The sequence below is a fragment of the Streptomyces sp. NPDC002446 genome, assembly GCF_053595675.1.
The window spans coordinates 26,916-44,846 of sequence record NZ_JBSFYC010000034.1 but is presented as its reverse complement, the minus strand read 5'-3'; the positions used below and the strand labels follow the sequence as shown (position 1 = coordinate 44,846).

The following is a 17,931-nucleotide window of genomic DNA, read 5'->3' as shown; positions in this document are numbered from 1 at the left end:
ACCCCGCACCGAGGATTGACAACACAGCCGCGTCAATGGGTGCCGATCAGGTGTTGGACCGGCGGCGGGGGCTGCCGCGACCGTAGAGGCATGATCCTCTTCCTCGCCGCCCGCCCCGTCACGGCCCCGCCCGTACGCTCCGCCCCGCGCCCCGCCCCGCGCCGCGTGCGGTTCCGGTCCCCCGTCGCCCCCTACCGCCGGATCTTCGCCGTCCCGGGCACCCGCGCCTTCACCGCCGCCAACCTGACGGCCCGTCTGCCGATGGGGATGCTCAGCGTCAGCGCGGTCCTGATGATCGCCGGCGCGCGCGGCTCCTACGCCCTGGCCGGCGCGGTCACCGCGACCGGACTGGCGGCGACGGCGCTGGTCGGACCGTGGACCGCACGGCTCGTCGACCGCTACGGCCAGGCCCGGATCGCGGTCCCGGCCACCGTGATGGCCGTCCTCGGCTCGCTCTCGCTGCTCCTGTGCGTACGCCACGGCGCGCCCGACTGGACCCTCTTCGCCTCGTACACCGCCACCGCCACCACCCCCAACACCGGCGGGATGTCCCGCGCCCGCTGGGCGCACCTCTTCCGCGACGACCCGGCCGCCCGGCACCTCGCCAACTCCTTCGAACAGGCCGCGGACGAGCTGTGCTTCATGCTCGGGCCGGTGCTCGCCACCCTGCTGTGCACCACGCTCTTCCCCGAGGCCGGCACGGCGGTGGCGGCGGCACTGCTGCTGAGCGGGGTACTGCTCTTCGCGGCCCAGCGCCGCACCGAGCCGCCGGTCGCCCCGCGGCCGGCATCCGGCACCCGGGCGGTCTCCCCGCTGCGGCTGCCCGGCCTGCCGCCCCTGCTGCTCACCTTCCTGTGCACCGGCGCGATCTTCGGCTCCCTGGAGGTCGTCACCCTCGCCTACGCCGACGACCACGGCATCCGCTCCGCCGCCGGGGCCCTGCTGGCCCTCCAGGCCGCCGGGTCCTGCGTCGCCGGGCTGCTCTACGGCCTGCTGCGCCCGGCGGACAGCGGCGGAAACCGCCTGCGCGTCTGTGTCGGCGCCATGGCCGCCCTGATGCTGCTGCCGTTGCTCGCCGCCACGACCGGAAGCCCGGCAGTGCTGGCCGCCGCCCTCCTGGCGGCCGGTATGGCCACCGCACCGACCATGGTCACCGGCATGGGGCTGGTCCAGTCCCGCACCCCGGCGGCTCAGCTGAACGAGGGGATGACGCTCGCCGTGACGGCCCTGCTCGGCGGCATCGCGGCCGGCGCGGCGGCGGGCGGCTTCGCCGTGGACCACCTGGCCGGGACGGGCGCGGCGTACGCGGTGCCCGCGGCGGCGGCCGCCCTCGCACTGACCGTCACCCAGCTCACGGCCCGACGGCGCCCCAGCCGCCCGCCGACGCCCGTCAGCTGACCGGGTCCGTGTACCGCAACCGCCGCGGGAAGGTCTCCACGACCGGGCCGTACCCGCCGACCGTGAAGGCGAACGTCACCCAGGAACCGTCCACGAAGCCGACCTCGTGCGTACCGTGCCGCACATCGGTACGGTTGCGCAGCCAGTCGGTCTGCCGCCGCTCCACCCGCCATGCGTACTCCACCGCATCGGCACCGGCCTTCGGCTCGCGCCTGTTGGACGCCAGCCGCACCCGCACCACATGCAGATGCCGTTCGGTCACCAGCAGCACCGACAGATAGCGGAACGAACAGCGGGGCCGCAGCACGGCCGCCAGCTGCCCACCGAGGCTCTCCCACCCCCCGGCCATCTGCGGAGTGTCATGGCGGTCGTCCCAGCGGTCCACCACCGCATTGACGGGGTTGAGGCGGTGCAGCCCCCACTCGGCCCGGCTCATCCCGTCAGCGAGCCGGTCACCGGTGGTGCGCTGCGCCGAGAACGCCTCCTGCCGGAAGTGCCGGGGCGGCTCCGGGAGCTGCTCGCCCGCCTCGATCGGATGGCCGGCGACGATCCGCTCCCCGGGCGGCAGCACGGCCGCGGCCCGCTCCGTGACCGCGCGGGCCAGCGCATACCGGTCCGTGGGCACCAGCGCGGACTTGAGCCCGGACTTGAGCCCCGACCACAGCTCGTCGGCGAACCTCACCCGAAGGCCTCCCGCACCGACCGCTTGGCCTGCTCCGGCGACTGGTCCATCCGCTCGTCGAAGCTCTTGGGATCCGGGCGCCGGCCGTATTCGTACGCCTCTTCCGCGAGCGCCGGGGCGCCCTCCTGCGCGGCGCCCGTCACCGCACCGCCGGGATCGACGCCCAGGACGCCCTTGGCCAGCTTCTTGCCCTGCTTCCAGGCGAGGTACTGGGCGACATCGGCCGCGTCGGGCATCTCACCGCGCCGCAGGCTTCCGGCGATCTTCCACTTGGCGCCCTTCCACTCCTTGATCTTCGCGCGGTCCAGGCCGCGCAGATACCGCCGGAGCCGGGAGAGCTTCGCCAGGGCCCGCGTCTGCTTGGCGATGTCGGCGAGCTTGTCGGCCAGCTTGGCCGCGATCCTGGTGGCCTTCGCCGCCCGGTAGGCGACATTCGCCGCGCCCGCCAGCGGACCGATCGCCGCCGCGGCGCCGGCCGTCAGCACGGCGAGGATCGCCGTCGTCGCGGCGGTGACCATCAGCGCTTCCACGATCTCCACGAGGAGTTCGGTCATCGCCTGCTCGGCGATGGCGCAGGCCGCGGCCGCCATTTCCAGCAGCTCGGCGATCGTGTCCATGTCGTCGGCCTCACCGAGCAGCGCCTGCTCGAAGTCCGTCATGGTCTTGCCGAACCCCTCGGCGGCGTCGCCCTGCCACGACTGCTGGACGGCCCTGCGCTCCGCCAGGAGGTCCTCGACGACACCGCGCAGGTCCCGCGCCGCGTCCCGCCACTCCCGGGCGGTCTGCTCCAGCTGCTCGCTGTCGCCGGTGACCCAGTCGAACCAGTCGTCGGCGCCGCACTCCTTGAGGATGCCCTTGATGATCTCGTCGAGGGTGGCCGCGAGCGGATTGCTCCAGTCCAGGGTGTAGTTGATCCGGTCGAGAGCGCTCGACGCGGCCTGCCCCGCCCCCATCAGGCGCCACCACCGAAGCCGCGCGCGGTCTCCTCTTCGTTGGAGTCGTAGTTCTCCGCGGAGCCACGGACCGCTTCGGCGATGGTCCGCAGCATCTCCGCGGCGCCTTCGAGGTCGGTACCCGACTGGTCCTTCTGCTCGATGTAGTCGGCCCGCAGGTTGTTCGCCTCGGGCAGCTGCCCGAACACGCCGTCCGACAGATCCAGACCGGACGTCCGCTTGCGGATCTGGGCGATCTTGTCAGCCGCGCTCTCCGCGGCGTTGGCGTAGCGGCGCAGCGCGTCGCTCTCGACGTTGGTGCCCTGGCCCATTACTCCCCCGTTGCCATCGCTTTACCGCGCCATGACACACCCTGTGTCAAGGATCCGTCAAACCCCTCGCGGGGAGCCCGGGCCGGGAGCGCAAACGACTCAGGCCCCGCCGTCCTGTCGGACGAGCGGGGCCTGAGCCTCACATGGGATGAGTCTTGTGGAGATGGCGGGAATCGAACCCGCGTCCAACGGTGCGGAACCAGGGCTTCTCCGTGTGCAGTCCGCTGCGATTTTCTCGGCCCCGGAGATCACGCGGACAAGTCTCCGACGGGCTCAGTCACTGTTTGATTTCCTTCTACACCCCGTGACCGGGTCTAGAAGTTTAGTTCCCTAGCTGATGCCAGGATCCGGGTCGGGAACAGCCCCGGGCTGACACTTCGCAAGTCGCTACTTAGGCAGCGAGGGCGAAGGAATCGCGCTTGGTGTTGGCGATTATTGGTTGCGACATATGGTTTACGAGATCATTGCCGCTTCCTCGACACGCTTCCCCTGCTTCGACATCCGCTGTCGAAACCGATCATCCCCATGTTCTGTATTTAATTGACAAACCGCATCAATCCGCACACCCCGTCCCGCGGGATGCACCTGCATCGTACGGGAACAACGCCGCCGGGTGCCAGCGTATTCCCCGCGTCCCTCCCGCAGGTCAGGCCCGCTGCCGCCGGCGGGCCGCCGACACCGCCCGCTCCGCCTCGCGGCGGTCCTGCTGCTCACGGAGCGTCTGCCGCTTGTCGTACTCCTTCTTGCCCTTGGCCAGCGCGATCTCCACCTTTGCCCGGCCGTCCTTGAAGTAGAGGGCCAGCGGCACGATCGTGTGCCCCGACTCCTGGCTCTTGGACTCCAGCTTGTCGATCTCGGCGCGGTGCATCAGCAGCTTCCGCTTGCGCCGGGCCGCGTGGTTCGTCCAGGTGCCCTGGGCGTATTCGGGGATGTGCACGTTGTGCAGCCAGGCCTCATTGCGGTCGATCTGGATGAATCCGTCCACCAGCGACGCCCGGCCCTGACGCAGCGACTTCACCTCGGTGCCGGTCAGCACCAGGCCACACTCATAGGTGTCCAGAATGTGGTAGTCGTGCCGCGCCTTCTTGTGCTGCGCCACGAGCTTGCGCCCGGGGGCCTTGTCCTTAGTCTGCTTGCTCATAGTGCCGCCATTTTCGCACTAAGCACCGGTCCCGAGGCCACTCAATACTGTGCGGGCCCGTTTCTCGGCATGGTCCTCGACCACCAGGTCGGGGGTGATACCCGCCCCGTCGACGGCCCGGCCGGACGGGGTGCGGTAGTGGCCCACGGTCAGCTCGGCGACCGAGCCGTCCGCCAGCCGGCTGGGCATCTGCACCGAGCCCTTGCCGAAGGTCGGCGAACCCACCACGATCGCCCGGCCCCGGTCCTGGAGTGCGCCGGCCAGCAGCTCGGCGGCGCTCATCGTCCCGCCGTCGACCAGCACCACCAGCGGGAGGCGGGTGTTGCCGCCGCGCTCGGCGTACAGGGCGCGCTGGCTGCCCCGTACGTCGTACGTGGCGACCAGGCCGCCGTCCAGGAAGGCGCCGGCGGTGGCGACGGACTCGGTGACCAGCCCGCCGGTGTTGCCGCGCAGATCCAGCAGGAGTCCGCCCCGCGGGGAGGCGTCGTGGACCGCGCGGCGGACCGCCGCGCCGGTGCCCTTGGCGAACGCGGCGATCTTGACGCGGGTCGGGCCGTGCGCCCCGGCCGGCCGGTCGGTGACGACGTTCCGGGTCCGCACCCGGGTGCGGTGCAGGGTCGCGCTCCAGCGGCGGTCGCCGCGCTCCAGGTCCAGGCGTACGGGCGTGCCCGCCCCGGCGGCGGACCCGGCGGAGCCGGGCGGGGCGGCGCCGCGCAGCCGGGCGACGGTCTCGGTGACCGGCCGGCCGCGGGTGGCCCGGCCGTCGATGGCGCGCAGCCGGTCCCCCACGGCGATACCGGCCCGCGCGGCGGGGCCGCCGGACTGGACCCGGGACACCTCGGTCCGGCCATCGGCCGACTGCCGCACCCACAGACCGACACCGACGTACGAGCCGTCCAACTGCTCCTGGAAGTCCTCGAACTCGCCCGGTGTGTAGATCGCCGACCAGCGGTCCCCGCTGCGGCTGACGACCTCGGCGGCGGCCTGCGAACCGGACTTGCCGTCCTCGACGGCCTCGCTGGCGGCCCGCTCGACGGCCGCCCGGTCGGCGGTGGCCGATTCGGGGGCGTGCGCCCCGAAGGCCGCATGGTCGGGGGCCCGGCCGCCCGCGGCGCCCTCCGCCCGGTCGCCCCAGGTGCCGGTCGCCGCGCCCGTGGCGAGGACACCGGCGAGGAACAACGTCAGGGCCGCCCCGCGGCGAATGCGGCGGGGCCGGTCGTACGAACACGGGCCCGACATGCCGGTGAGTCTAGGGGACAAAGGGGCGCCGCACGGCGAGTTGACCGTACGGCGCCCTTGGCAAAGCTCACACCTTGAGGTACTTGCGCAGCGCGAAGAACGCGGCGAGCGCGGGCATCAGCAGCCCGATCAGCAGCACCAGCGGGAGGACCGCCACCACCGAGTCCCAACCGATGAAGTTGATCACCTGGATCTTCTCCGCCAGCCAGTTGTTGACGAGGATGTACTTGCCGCCGACGATCAGCACACAGGCGAGGGCCGCGCCGAGCAGCCCCGCGATGGCGGCCTCCAGGATGAACGGCATCTGGATGTAGAAGCTGGACGCTCCCACCAGCCGCATGATCCCGGTCTCCCGCCGCCGGCTGAACGCCGACACCCGCACGGTGTTGACGATCAGCAGCAGCGCGACGATCAGCATCAGCACCATGATCCCGATCGCTGCCCAGTTCATGCCGTTGAGGAGGTTGAACAGCGGCTCGACGGTGTCCCGTTGGTCCTGCACCTCCTGGACACCGGGCCGCTCGGAGAACGCCGACTTGATGACCTTGAACTTCGTCGGGTCCTTGAGCTTGACGCGGTAGGACTCCGGCAGCTGGTCGGGCGTCACCAGACCGGCGACGGGCGTGTCGCCGAACTGCTCCTTGTAGTGCTTGTAGGCCTGGTCGCTGGTCTCGTGCTGCACGTCCTGCACGATCGGCAGCCGGTCTAGCTCCGCCTTGATGTCGTCCTTCTGCTGCTGGGTGGCCGCACCCTTGGCGCAGTTGGCACCGGTCTCGGCGTCGTTCTTGTTGCAGAAGAAGATGGAGACGTTGACCTTGTCGTACCAGTAGCCCTTCATGGTGCTGACCTGGTCGCGCATCAGCAGCGAGGCGCCGAACAGGCCCAGCGAGAGGGCTACGGAGACGATGACGGCGAAGGTCATCGTGAGGTTTCGGCGGAGACCGACGCCGATCTCCGACAGGACGAACTGGGCGCGCATGGCGTCCTTTCAGTGCTGGGGGCCGTACACGCTTAGTGCTGGTAGCCGTACACGCCGCGCGACTGGTCGCGGACGAGACGGCCCTTTTCGAGTTCCATGACCCGCTTGCGCATCTGGTCGACGATCTGCTGGTCGTGGGTGGCCATGACCACCGTGGTGCCGGTCCGGTTGATCCGGTCCAGCAGCTTCATGATGCCGACCGAGGTCTGCGGGTCGAGGTTGCCGGTCGGCTCGTCCGCGATGAGCAGCATCGGGCGGTTGACGAAGGCCCGTGCGATGGCGACGCGCTGCTGCTCACCACCGGACAGCTCGCCGGGCATGCGGTCCTGCTTGCCTCCGAGGCCGACGAGTTCGAGGACCTCGGGGACCGTCTTGCGGATCTGGCCGCGCGGCTTGCCGATGACCTCCAGCGCGAAGGCGACGTTCTCCCCGACGGTCTTGTTGGGGAGCAGCCGGAAGTCCTGGAAGACCGTCCCCACCTGGCGCCGCATCTGCGGGACCTTCCAGTTGGAGAGCTTGCCGAGGTCCTTGCCGAGCACGTGCACATGGCCATGGCTGGCCCGTTCCTCGCGCAGCAGCAGCCGCAGGAAGGTGGACTTACCGGAGCCCGAGGAGCCCACCAGGAAGACGAACTCGCCGCGCTCGATCTCGAGCGAGACGTCCCTGAGCGCGGGACGGTTCTGCTTCGGGTAGGTCTTGGAGACGTTGTCGAATCGGATCACAGATGCACCACGGTCGACCTGGATAGGGGCACGGGTTGCCGAGTTGCGGCTCCCGTCGGTGTGCGTGACCATACGCGAACCTCAAGGGGCGGTGCAGTCGCCGTCAGGGGTTGGTGCGTTTATTCACGGCACCTACGGGACAAAAGGCGCACAATTCCGCGGGGCGCGCCGTTCCGTCCGGGAGCTGGCACAGTGGAAGAGGGAACCAATGCGCCTGCCGGTGCGTTGGTGCAGTGGAGAAGGAGGTCGCATGACGTACGACCGACTGGTGTGCGCCAACTGCGCGGCCCCTGTGAGCGAGGGCCGCTGCCCTGTGTGCCGGGCGAGCAGGGAACGGCTCCAGCAGCAAGCAGGCGGCATATTCGCCCAGCTCAGCCCCGCGATGCTGGTGGCTTTGATGGTCGTGCTGCTCGCGGTCGGGGTGCTGCTCCACCAGGCCGCCTGACGCGCGTACCGGCGCCGGTGACCGGTAGTGCACTCACCGCAACCGACAACGGCTCCACCCTGTCACCACGACGCGGGGCCACACGGACGCCGAGGGGCCCGGGACGCAGCTGCGTCCCGGGCCCCTTGTGGTGCCGCGTCAGCGTCAGGCCGCTGCAGCGCCGCCGTTCTTGTTGATCAGACGGGGCAGCATACGGAAGCCCACACCGCCCGCGATCATCGTGGCCGCGCCGATGAGCAGGAAGGTGGTGCCGGAGGAACCGGTCTCCGCCAGCTCTCCGCCCTTGGCCTGCTGCTTGGCCTGGCCGGGCGTGTCACCGATCTGCTCGTTGCCCTTGCCGGGCTGCTCGATCGGCTTGGAGCCCTCGTTGTCGGTGCCGGTGCCGGTGGAGTCGCCGCTGGTGTTGCCACCGGAGCTGTCGCTGCCGCCGGAACCGTCGCTGCCACCGGCGCTCACGCTGCCGCCGGAGTTGCCGCCCGAGTTACCACCGGAGTTGCCGCCGGAGTTGCCGCCCGAGTTGCCGCCGGAGTTACCACCGGAGTTGCCGCCGGAGTTGTTGCCGCCGTCGGTCGAACCGCCGTCCGTGGAACCGCCGTCGGTTGTGCCGCCGTCAACGGAACCGCCGTCGGTCGAACCGCCGTCGGTCGTGCCGCCGTCGTCCGAGCCACCGATCGTCGTGCCGCCGTCGTCCGAACCGCCGATGGTCGTGCCACCGTCGTCCGAACCACCGATCTCGCCGGTCGTGCCGCCGTCGGTCGAACCGCCGTCGGTCGTGCCGCCGTCGTCGGAACCGCCGCTGTCGCCGCCGGTGTCACCACCGGAGTCGCCGCCGCCGATGATCCCGCCGATGATGCCGCCGATGATCCCGCCGTCGCTGCCGCCGGTGTCACCCGGGCTGGCCGCGGAAGCGGCGCCGGCCGCGGTGAGCGACGCACCCGCCGCGATCACCGCACCGGCCGCAATGCGCGCTACGCGCAGCCGCGTCTTCTTCGTCATGTACTGCTACCCCCAGTAGCTGAACTCGTCAATGGAGCACCGCTGTACGGGGCGGCGAGCCGATGGGGGTACGCGAGTTCCGGCCACGAACTGCCGACTGGCCACTCATCTCCCCGTTCACACGCGCCCCAGAACATACGCATGCCGCGCTCAGCCTTCCCAGTCCAGCCACCATCGTCAAGGTCGAATAAAGGCTCGATGCCCGAATTGCTGGGAGTTGGGTGGTACATGGACATACGACTGTGACCAAACCGCCACAGCAAAAAACAACTGCCTCCCCAGGGGAGACAGTTGTTCCGCGCGTCTTTCGCCGCTGTTCCTACTTCTCCTGCTGCTTGCGCCAGCGGATTCCGGCCTCCAGGAAGCCGTCGATGTCGCCGTCGAGCACGGCCTGCGGGTTGCCGACCTCGAACTCCGTGCGCAGGTCCTTGACCATCTGGTACGGGTGCAGGACGTACGAACGCATCTGGTTGCCCCAGGAGTTTCCGCCGTCGCCCTTGAGGGCGTCCATCTTGGCCTGCTCCTCCTGGCGGCGGCGCTCCAGGAGCTTGGCCTGCAGGACGTTCATCGCGGTCGCCTTGTTCTGGATCTGCGAGCGCTCGTTCTGGCAGGAGACGACGATGCCGGTGGGCAGGTGCGTCAGCCGGACCGCGGAGTCGGTGGTGTTGACGCCCTGGCCGCCGGGGCCCGAGGAGCGGTACACATCCACCCGCAGATCCGACTCGTCGATCTCGATGTGGTCGGTCTGCTCGACGACGGGCAGCACCTCGACACCGGCGAACGACGTCTGGCGGCGGCCCTGGTTGTCGAACGGCGAGATGCGCACCAGGCGGTGCGTGCCCTGCTCGACGGAGAGCGTGCCGTAGGCGTACGGGACGTTGACGGCGAAGGTGGTCGACTTGATGCCGGCCTCTTCCGCGTACGAGGTCTCGTAGAGCTCGGTCTTGTAGCCGTGCCGCTCGGCCCAGCGCAGATACATGCGCTGCAGCTTCTCGGCGAAGTCGGCGGCGTCCACGCCACCGGCCTCGGCGCGGATGTTGACGACCGCCTCGCGGGAGTCGTACTCGCCGGACAGGAGGGTGCGCACCTCCAGCTCCTCGACGGCCTTGCGGACCTCCGCCAGCTCGGCCTCGGCCTCGGCGCGGGTCTCCTCGTCGCCCTCGGCGTCGGCGAGCTCGAAGAGCACCTCGAGGTCGTCGACCCGGCCGCGCAGCTCCTCGGCACGGCGCAGCTGGCCCTGGAGGTAGGACAGCTGGCTGGTGACCTTCTGGGCGCTCTCCGGGTCGTCCCACAGGGACGGCGCCGCCGCTTGCTCCTCAAGCACGGCGATGTCGGCCCTCATCTTGTCGAGGTCCAGGACGGCCTCGATCGACCCCATGGTCGAGGAGAGGGACTTCAGCTCTTCGGATACATCGACGACTGCCACGCACCCAGCCTAACGGCTACCACCGACAACCTGACCCGCCCCGGCGGACCGGGCCCGCACAGGGCGTGTTGCGGCCGCAGGGACACGGCCCACCCCGGGTCACCGCACCGTCACGGAGCGTCCGGTCCGGGCTGGTACACGCCCGGGGTGGCGTCGCCCGCGTCGTCGTCCCCCGAGGCCAGCCAGCCCCCCAGACCCGCCGCCACGACCACCGCCGCGGCGGCCGCGCCGAGCTTGATCCGGCGCCGGCGCACCGCCTCCGGCGAGGCACGGTGCCGGGCCGAGCCCGCCCGGCGCTCACCGGCGGCCCGGGGGGCGCGGGCGGTGCCGTGCGCGCCGCCCGCCAGCTCGTCCGGGCCCGGCACCCGCATGCTGGTGTGCGTCTCCCGGTTGGAGTCCGGGGCCGAGCCCTGGACCAGCGGGACCGCGCCGCGCGGCGGGGCGGCCTCGCCCGCCGCCGAGGGGTAGAACGATTCCTCGCGGGCGCCGCCGCCCGCGCCCTCCTGCTCGTCCTCCGGCTCCTCGCCGTCCGGCTCGTCGATGTCCAGCGGCGGGATCCCGGCCAGGCCCGGCAGCAGCTCACGCAGCCGGGCGGCGAGCTCCGGGGCCCGCAGCCGCGAAGCGGGCGCCTTCGCCAGGCACTGCAGCAGCAGCTGCCACAGCTCGTCGGGGATGCCCGGCAGCGGCGCCACACTCTCGGTGACATGGCGGCGCAGCACCGCCCCGGGGTGGCCTCCCCCGAAGGGCGTGAAGCCGGCGAGCAGCTCGTACAGGACGGTCGCCAGCGCATAGACGTCCACGGAGGCGCGCGGCGGCAGGCCCTCGATGATCTCCGGGGCGAGGTAGTCGGGGGTGCCGATGACCTTGGACGAGCGGAGCGGGACGGAGCTCCCCCCGGCCGACGTCCCCCGGCCGGCGCCGGGAGGTGCCCCCAGCGGGAGGGGCCGGCGCGGCGAGTCGACGAGCCGGGCGATGCCGAAGTCGGTCAGCAGGGCGGGGTGCGCGCCACCGGGGCCGAGCGGGCCCTGCATGTCCAGCAGGATGTTCTCGGGCTTGACGTCGCGGTGCACGATGCGGGCGGCGTGCGCGGCGGCCAGCGCGTCGGCGACGTCGGCGGCGATGGCGACGGCGGCCTCCGGGGCCAGCCGGCGCTCGCGCTCCAGACGGGTGCGCAGGTCCGTGCCCCGTACGAGGTTCATGACCAGCGCCAGGTCGTTGCCGTCGACGACCAGGTCGCGGACGCCGACGACATGCGGGTGCTCCAGGCCCAGCAGCGCCGCCCGCTCCTGCACGAAGCGGCCGACGAGCTCCTGGTCGGAGGCGAGATCCTCACGCAACAGCTTGATGGCCACGGCCCCTTCGGGACCCTCGCCCAGCCATACCGTGCCGGCACTTCCGCGCCCCAGGATCTGGTGGGCGGTGTACCGGCTGCCGATCTTCCGTGCCAAGACTGCTCCGACGTGTCGGGCCCCCGAGCGTCCTGCGGGGGCTGAGGTTGGCGTCAAAGCTACGCGGATGCCACGGGGTTCAGTGCCCCGGACGGGGGCAACGTTCACTTCTGTGAGCGAAATTGCCCGCCAGAACACCCGGAGAAGTCGACAAATCCACGAAGCCGCCCGCAGGCCCGCCGTGCGGAGCACGGGGACCACGGGCGGCCGGTGTCAGGCGCCGAGCTTGTTCACGAACTGCTCCACCTCGCGGTACCAGTGACCGATCTGGGCGAAGAAGCCCCGGGTCGTACCGATCCACTCCTGGAGCGGGGTGAGCTCCCAGATCAGCCAGGCCGCCACGAACATCAGTATCAGCGTGAACAGGCAGCCCTTGAGGCAGCCCAGGCCCGGGATCTTCATCGGGTTGGCGCTGCGCTGACGCGGCTCGCGCCGCGGCCGGGGCTCCGGCGCGGGCGGCCGCTGCGGCTCGTAACGCTGCGGCGGCGGCTCCTGACGGCGCTGCGGGGCCCGCTGGGGGGCCTGCGGCTGCTGCTGCGCGTACGGCACCGGAGCCGGCGGCTGCTGCCGGTACTGCGGCGGCTGCTGGGGCTGCTGCGGGGCGGCCGGGCGGCGCTGCGGACGGCGGCGCAGCGGGTCCTGGCCGGGGTCCAGGTACTGCACCTGGGTCTGCTCGTTGCGGTCCCGGGCGGCCCGCATCTGGGACTCCCACGGGTGGGGGCCGTCGGGCTCCTGCGGGCCCGCGGACGGCGCGCCCATCGGCATCGGCGGCATCGCGCGGGTCGGGTCGGCGTCCCGTCCGCCGGGGCCTCCCGTGGACGGCAGCACGCTGGTCGCCGCCGCCGGGTCGTACGCGCCGGCACCGGCCCCCGAGGGGAGCACCTGGGTGGGGTCGGCGTCGCCTCCGGCGGCCGGGCCGCCGTCCGCGCCGGTACCGGGGACGGTCGCCGGCGCCGGGTCCGGGGCGAGCAGCGCGGCGACGCCCAGCGCCGCCTCGGCCTGCGCGGGAGTGGCATGCACCCCGACCCCGGAGGCCACGGTGCGCAGCGCACGCGCGAGGTTCTCGGCGCTGGGCCGCTCCTCGGGACGCTTGCGCAGACAGCGCTCTATCACCGTCCACAGCGGCTCGGGGAGCGTGCTGGGGCGGCGCGGCTCCTCGCTCAGGTGCCGGTGCAGCACCTCCAGGGCCGTCGAGCCGGCGAACGGCGGACGGCCGGTGACCAGCTCGTACAGCAGGATGCCGGCACCGTAGATGTCCACCGCGGAGGTCTGCGGGCGGCCCTCGGCGGACTCCGGCGCCACATAGGCGGGCGTCCCGACGAATTCGTGGGTGCGGGTCAGCCCCGGGGAGTCGGCGAGCCGAGCGATGCCGAAGTCCGTCAGCATCGGATGCATCTCGCCGCCGTCGGACCCGGCGAGCAGGACGTTGGCGGGCTTGAGGTCGCGGTGCACCACACCGTCGGCGTGGCTGGCGGCCAGCGCGTCGGCGATCTGGGCGGTCAGCAGGGCGGCGGCCACCGGGCTGAAGGGGCCGTTGTCGCGCAGGTAGCGGTGCAGGTCGGGACCGTCGACCAGGTCCATGACCAGCGCCAGCAGATCCCCCTCGACCACCAGGTCGCGGGTGCGGACGATGTTCGGGTGGGTCAGCCGCAGCAGGACGGAGCGCTCCCGCAGGAAGCGCATCACCACGTCCGCGTCGTGCGCCAGCTCCTCCTTGAGGACCTTGATCGCGACCGTCTCACCGGGCTCTCCTGCCACGGCGGCCTCGGCGCCCGCCGTCTCCCGCTGGCGGGCACGCCAGACGGTGCCCGTGGCGCCGCGTCCCAGCGGCTCCTCGAGCAGGTACTTGCTGCCTACCGGCCGCACGTCATGCGCTCCCTGGTCGTGATGGATCACTTGCCTGGCCCGCTGGGTCCGAGCCGTCCGATCCACTGTAGTGCCGTCGCACAAGCTTCTCGGTCCGGCCGACCGGGCGGGGCTTGTGGGGAAGACGTGCGTTTCGGACAGATGGTTGCCCGGCGCCGCCGGCGCCGGTACCACCCGGTCGGGGACGGTTCCGAGCTGATCACGGCAGTCCGAATCCGCCCGGGCACCGCGCACAACCAGGCACTTTTTCGCCCTTAGAAGACCAATCAAGATCACTGATTGACGGTCGGCGGGCGTGTTGTCAGTGGCAGGTGCGAGGATGCACCCAGCACGATGCGGTGGGGGCGCACGGTCTTTGTCGCGACGTGCACTTGGGACTTGTACGTGCCGACGTGCTCGGGCTGGCGGGGGAGCGAGCGGCCCCCCTGCCGGATCCCCGGCAGAAGGGACCGTTGACGGCGATGCAGATCCGGCTGACCGTCCTCGGGCCGCGCAGCGGCCCCACCACCCGGGCCTGCGACGTGCTCGTGACGGCCCCCGCCGGCACCGCCCTGGCGGCCGTGGCCGGCTCGCTTGCGGCCTCCGTGGCGGGCTCCGGCGCCGACGTCGGCGGCGCGGGTGCCGGCAGCGGCCCCGTCGTGCTCTACGCCGGCACCGAGCGGCTCGACCCGCAGCGCGCCGCCATCGGCGAGCCCCCGCTGATCGACGGCGCGGTGCTCTCCCTCCAGGGCCCCGGCCCCGCCCCCGCCCACGGCCTGCCGCACGGCACCGCACGGCTCCGCGTCATCTCCGGCCCCGACGCCGGCGGCGTCCACCTCCTCCACGGCGGCCAGATCCGCATCGGCCGCTCCGCCGACGCCGACGTCCCCCTCGACGACCCGGACGTCTCCCGGCTGCACTGCGCCGTCACGGTCGAGCCCGACGGCTCCGTACACGTCGCCGACCTGCGCTCCACCAACGGCACCGTCATCGACGGCACCGACCTCGGCGAACACCCCGCGCCGCTGCGCCCCGGCGCCCTGCTGCGCATCGGCGAATCCGCCCTCCGCCTGCAGCCCGCCCCCAGCACCCCGGACCCCGCCCTGCAGACCACGCCCGACGGCGAGGGACAGCTGCGCATCGCCCCGGGGACCGACGGCGCGTACGCGACGGCCGGCGCGGGCGCCGCCCCCACCGCGTACGGCCGGAGCCCCGAAAACGCCGCGGCCTCCCCCGTACCGCCGCCGCGCACCGCCCCGCCGACGGGCGCCACGACGCGACGGGACACCCCCCTGCGCGGCACCCCCGCCCAGGACGCCTGGCCGCCGCCCGGCGCCCCCGACGACCACCGCCACGCCACCGCACACAGCGACGCCCCCCACCCCGAGGCGCCCCACCCCGATGCCGCCACCGCCCACGGCTTTGGACACGGCCTCGACCGCACCCCCGACGCCGGCTTCCCGGCCGACGGGTTCGGACCGGGCGTCCGCGAGGCGCCGGGCCATGGCGCCCCCGACGGCGCACAGGACCTGACGCACGGCGGCCGGCAGCCGCTGGCCCCGCCCGACGAGCCACGCGCCGGCGAGGCGCCCCGTAAGGGCGGCCGGCGCGGCGGCATCGGTTCCTGGGCGCGGCGGCTGGCCGGCGGCCGGCCCGCCGTGGAGCGGCCGGACGAGGCCCGTAGCGACTGGGGCCCGGCGGAGTACGAACCCGCCGGCACCGCCCCGGCCTCCCCCGCCGGGGCCCCCGTCGGCGCGGAGGCAGCCGCGGCCTCCCCCGGGCCCGCGGACCACGAACGCTGGCCGGACGCCGCCGCGGTCCTGCTCACCGCGCTGGGCCCGGGCCCCCGGCTCTGGGAACGCGGCCGGGACCACCCCGACGCACTGACCGTCCGGCTGGGGACGGCCAGCCGCGGCGGCGGCCGGACCGCCGTACCCGTCACCGTCGAGCTGCGCCGGGCCGGCTCCCTGGGCCTCGCCGGGCCGCGCGCCCGGCTCACCGGACTGGCCCGCTCCGCCGTCGCCCAGCTCGCCGCACTGCACTCCCCCGGCACCCTCGACATCGTGCTGATCAGTACGGACCGGGCCCGCAGCACCGACGAGCGGGTGGCCGACTGGTCCTGGCTCGGCTGGCTGCCGCACATCCGCCCCACCCACGGCCAGGACTGCCGGCTGCTGCTCGCCTACGACAGGGAGCAGGCCACGGCCCGTACGTCCGAACTGGCACGGCGGCTCGACGACAGCCCGCTGGGCCCCGGCTGGGCCAGCGCCGAACGCGCCGAGGTCGCCTCCGCCGCCGCCCGCCACCAGGGCCCGTACACCCTGGTGATCGTGGATGGCGACCCCGGCTCGTCCGCGCTGCGCGAGACCACCGCCCGCCTCGCGTCGGGCGGCCCGGCGGCCGGAATCCACCTCCTGTGCCTGGCGGAGACCCCGGCCGCCTCCCCCGCCTTCCCGCTGACCGCGACGTACGAAGCCGCCCGCGCCGCGTCACCCGCCTTCGGCGAGTGCGGAGCCGTCGCCGTGCTCAGCGGCGACGTCGCCACGGCGCTGCGCGTGGTCCAGCCCGGCTCCGGCCCGAACGGCACGGTCGCGACGGTCGACGCGGTCTCCGGCGCCTGGGCCGAGCGCTTCGCGCGGGCGCTGGCGCCGCTGCGCGAAGCCGACGCCACGGCCACCGCCGACGGCCGCACGGCGCCCCGCGCGGCCGCCCCACTGCCCGATGCGGCCCGGCTGCTGGACGAGTTGGGGCTGGCCCGCGCCACCCCGGCGTCCCTGATGGCCCGTTGGGCCGCCGCCCTGGACACCGACCGGTCCGGCGCCGCCGCAGTGCTCGGCGCCGGACCGCACGGCCCGCTCCACGCCGACCCGGCCGCCGACGGCACGCATCTCCTCCTGGAGGGCGCACCGGCCACCGGCAAGACCGAACTGCTGCGCTCGCTGGCCGCCTCACTGGCCGCCGCCGACCGCCCGGACCTGCTGTCGCTGGTGCTGGTGGACGGCGGCGGCAGCGAACGCGGCGAGGGACTGCGGGTGTGCACGGACCTGCCGCACGTCACCACGTATCTCGCCGCCTCCGACCCGGTCCGGATGCGGGAGTTCGCCCAGGCACTGTCCTCGGAGCTGAAACGCCGCACGGAAATACTGTCCGGCACCCCCTTCACCGAGTGGCGCACCAAACACCTCCCGGCCCCCCGGATCATCGCCCCCCGCCGCTCGACCGAGGGCCGTTTCACCGAGGGCCGTTTCACCGAGAACCGCTCAACCGAAAGCCGTCTCCCCGAGGCCGGCTACACAGAGGCCAGCCACCCAGGCGGCGCCTACGGCGCCCCCGCCCACCCTCATGGCCACGGAGACCATCACGCTCACGGCGACCACCACGGTCACGGAGAGCACCACGGTCACGGAGAGCACCATGCTCACGGAATGCATCATGCTCACGGAGAGCAGGAACCAATAACTCTCCGTAATCGTTGCCGAAACAAGGAGGAGGAAAGCGGCACCCCGGCGGACCCGTCAACCACCGGCACACTCCGCCTCCGCTCCCGCACCGGCCCCCCGGCCACCGCCGCCCCAGCCACTGGAACCCCAGCCACTGGAGCCCCCACCGGCGGGCCCCCCGCCGAGGACGGCGCCCCGCAGCCGGCGCCCCCGATGCCGCGGCTGTTCGTCCTCGTCGACGACTTCGACGCGCTGGTCGCCCCCGCCCTGGGCAGCCCCGGCCGCCCCGCCGCCGGTTCCGTGGTGCGGGCGCTGGAAGCCGTGGCCCGCGACGGGGCGGCGCTCGGCGTCCATCTGATAGCCGCCACCGGCCACCCGGACCGCACCGCCGAGACCGCGACCAGCGAACGGGCCGGCCTGCGCGTCGAGTTGGGCGCATCCACCGACCCCACCGACCCCGCCGACCCGGCACCGACCGGCCGCGGCCGGCTGCACCGCGCGGCGGACGGCTCCTCGACACCGTTCCAGGCAGGCCGGGTGACCGGCCGGATACCCCGTACGTCCACACTGCGGCCGACGGTCGTACCGCTCGAATGGCAGCGGATGGGCGACCCCCCGGCCCGCCGCCCCCTGCGCGAACTGGGCAACGGCCCGACGGACCTCGCCCTGCTGGCCAGCGCGCTGCAGAGGGCCGCGCAGTCCTCGGGCGCGACACCGGCACCGCCACTGGTGTGAGCCGCGGGGCGGGTGGGGTTGCGGGGGCGGGGCGGGTGCTGGGTCGCGGGGTGGGTGCGTTGCGGGTGCGGGTGCGGGCTGGGCCGCGGGGCGGGTGGGGCGGGGCGCGGGTGGGGGCGGCACGGCTGGCGTGAGTCGCCGGGCGGGCCTGGTAGGTCTCCAGTCCGTCAT

The 17,931-nt window shown here is 73.0% G+C and carries 14 protein-coding genes and 1 other RNA gene; 3 read left to right on the top strand and 12 right to left on the bottom strand.

The features are described from left to right. Nucleotides 1–90 precede the first annotated feature (90 nt). Nucleotides 91–1,398: an MFS transporter gene (locus ACWD6P_RS20450; protein ID WP_451445535.1), complete on the top strand. Its 1,308-nt coding sequence runs from the start codon at nt 91–93 to the stop codon at nt 1,396–1,398. Here the strand turns inward: ACWD6P_RS20450 and ACWD6P_RS20445 are convergent. The 8 genes from ACWD6P_RS20445 to ftsE all read right to left on the bottom strand — a co-directional run bounded on the left by ACWD6P_RS20445 (nt 1,391) and on the right by ftsE (nt 7,425). After that, nucleotides 1,391–2,080 carry a hypothetical protein gene (locus tag ACWD6P_RS20445; protein ID WP_451445534.1) on the bottom strand — a complete coding sequence of 230 codons (690 nt, stop codon included), beginning with the start codon at nt 2,078–2,080 and terminating at the stop codon, nt 1,391–1,393. The two genes, ACWD6P_RS20450 and ACWD6P_RS20445, sit on opposite strands and share 8 nt — an antisense overlap. Then, complete coding sequence (locus ACWD6P_RS20440; protein ID WP_451445533.1) at nt 2,077–3,033, bottom strand: WXG100 family type VII secretion target; 957 nt, start codon at nt 3,031–3,033, stop codon at nt 2,077–2,079. The genes ACWD6P_RS20445 and ACWD6P_RS20440 overlap by 4 nt, the downstream gene beginning before the upstream one ends. Then, nucleotides 3,033–3,344, bottom strand: a complete 312-nt coding sequence (locus ACWD6P_RS20435; protein ID WP_451445532.1) for a hypothetical protein — start codon at nt 3,342–3,344, stop codon at nt 3,033–3,035. The genes ACWD6P_RS20440 and ACWD6P_RS20435 overlap by 1 nt, the downstream gene beginning before the upstream one ends. Nucleotides 3,345–3,499: 155 nt before the next feature. Next, nucleotides 3,500–3,869: a transfer-messenger RNA gene (gene ssrA, locus ACWD6P_RS20430) on the bottom strand. Between the two features lie 121 nt (nt 3,870–3,990). Beyond that, on the bottom strand, nt 3,991–4,485 hold the full coding sequence (gene smpB, locus ACWD6P_RS20425; RefSeq protein ID WP_451445531.1) for an SsrA-binding protein SmpB: 495 nt from the start codon (nt 4,483–4,485) through the stop codon (nt 3,991–3,993). An 18-nt stretch (nt 4,486–4,503) separates the two neighbouring features. Further along, nucleotides 4,504–5,724, bottom strand: a complete 1,221-nt coding sequence (locus ACWD6P_RS20420; RefSeq protein WP_451445530.1) for a S41 family peptidase — start codon at nt 5,722–5,724, stop codon at nt 4,504–4,506. A gap of 67 nt (nt 5,725–5,791) precedes the next feature. Next, complete coding sequence (gene ftsX / locus ACWD6P_RS20415) at nt 5,792–6,703, bottom strand: permease-like cell division protein FtsX (protein ID WP_451445529.1); 912 nt, start codon at nt 6,701–6,703, stop codon at nt 5,792–5,794. A 32-nt stretch (nt 6,704–6,735) separates the two neighbouring features. Continuing rightward, a complete protein-coding gene (gene ftsE / locus ACWD6P_RS20410; RefSeq protein ID WP_451445528.1) occupies nt 6,736–7,425 on the bottom strand; it encodes a cell division ATP-binding protein FtsE in 690 nt (229 codons plus the stop codon). A 250-nt stretch (nt 7,426–7,675) separates the two neighbouring features. On the opposite strand from ftsE, the gene ACWD6P_RS20405 reads away from it, so the two are divergent. Then, nucleotides 7,676–7,870, top strand: coding sequence for a hypothetical protein (locus ACWD6P_RS20405; RefSeq protein WP_451445527.1), 195 nt, complete (start codon nt 7,676–7,678; stop codon nt 7,868–7,870). Nucleotides 7,871–8,014: 144 nt separating this feature from the next. Here ACWD6P_RS20405 and ACWD6P_RS20400 read toward each other — a convergent pair whose 3' ends face one another. The 4 genes from ACWD6P_RS20400 to ACWD6P_RS20385 form a co-directional block, all read right to left on the bottom strand. Next, entirely contained in the window at nt 8,015–8,866 is an 852-nt protein-coding gene (locus ACWD6P_RS20400; protein ID WP_451445526.1) for a hypothetical protein, read from the bottom strand. A gap of 319 nt (nt 8,867–9,185) precedes the next feature. Then, nucleotides 9,186–10,292: a peptide chain release factor 2 gene (gene prfB / locus ACWD6P_RS20395; protein ID WP_451445525.1), complete on the bottom strand. Its 1,107-nt coding sequence runs from the start codon at nt 10,290–10,292 to the stop codon at nt 9,186–9,188. 110 nt (nt 10,293–10,402) lie between these two features. Further along, on the bottom strand, nt 10,403–11,740 hold the full coding sequence (locus ACWD6P_RS20390; RefSeq protein WP_451445524.1) for a serine/threonine-protein kinase: 1,338 nt from the start codon (nt 11,738–11,740) through the stop codon (nt 10,403–10,405). 213 nt (nt 11,741–11,953) lie between these two features. Then, on the bottom strand, nt 11,954–13,606 hold the full coding sequence (locus ACWD6P_RS20385) for a serine/threonine-protein kinase (RefSeq protein WP_451445523.1): 1,653 nt from the start codon (nt 13,604–13,606) through the stop codon (nt 11,954–11,956). 461 nt (nt 13,607–14,067) lie between these two features. Between ACWD6P_RS20385 and ACWD6P_RS20380 the strand changes: the two genes are divergently transcribed. After that, nucleotides 14,068–17,760 (top strand): FHA domain-containing protein, encoded by a 3,693-nt coding sequence (locus ACWD6P_RS20380; RefSeq protein ID WP_451445566.1) that lies wholly within the window; start codon nt 14,068–14,070, stop codon nt 17,758–17,760. Nucleotides 17,761–17,931 lie beyond the last annotated feature (171 nt).

What these genes read in the sequence shown, in the direction of transcription:
- ACWD6P_RS20440 (WP_451445533.1), bottom strand. Translation starts at nt 3,033, where the DNA reads ATGGGGGCGGGGCAGGCCGCGTCGAGCGCTCTCGACCGGATCAACTAC.
- ACWD6P_RS20380 (WP_451445566.1), top strand. Translation starts at nt 14,068, where the DNA reads ATGCAGATCCGGCTGACCGTCCTCGGGCCGCGCAGCGGCCCCACCACC.
- smpB (WP_451445531.1), bottom strand. Translation starts at nt 4,485, where the DNA reads ATGAGCAAGCAGACTAAGGACAAGGCCCCCGGGCGCAAGCTCGTGGCG.
- ACWD6P_RS20405 (WP_451445527.1), top strand. Translation starts at nt 7,676, where the DNA reads ATGACGTACGACCGACTGGTGTGCGCCAACTGCGCGGCCCCTGTGAGC.
- ACWD6P_RS20450 (WP_451445535.1), top strand. Translation starts at nt 91, where the DNA reads ATGATCCTCTTCCTCGCCGCCCGCCCCGTCACGGCCCCGCCCGTACGC.
- ACWD6P_RS20420 (WP_451445530.1), bottom strand. Translation starts at nt 5,724, where the DNA reads ATGTCGGGCCCGTGTTCGTACGACCGGCCCCGCCGCATTCGCCGCGGG.
- ACWD6P_RS20400 (WP_451445526.1), bottom strand. Translation starts at nt 8,866, where the DNA reads ATGACGAAGAAGACGCGGCTGCGCGTAGCGCGCATTGCGGCCGGTGCG.
- ACWD6P_RS20435 (WP_451445532.1), bottom strand. Translation starts at nt 3,344, where the DNA reads ATGGGCCAGGGCACCAACGTCGAGAGCGACGCGCTGCGCCGCTACGCC.
- ftsX (WP_451445529.1), bottom strand. Translation starts at nt 6,703, where the DNA reads ATGCGCGCCCAGTTCGTCCTGTCGGAGATCGGCGTCGGTCTCCGCCGA.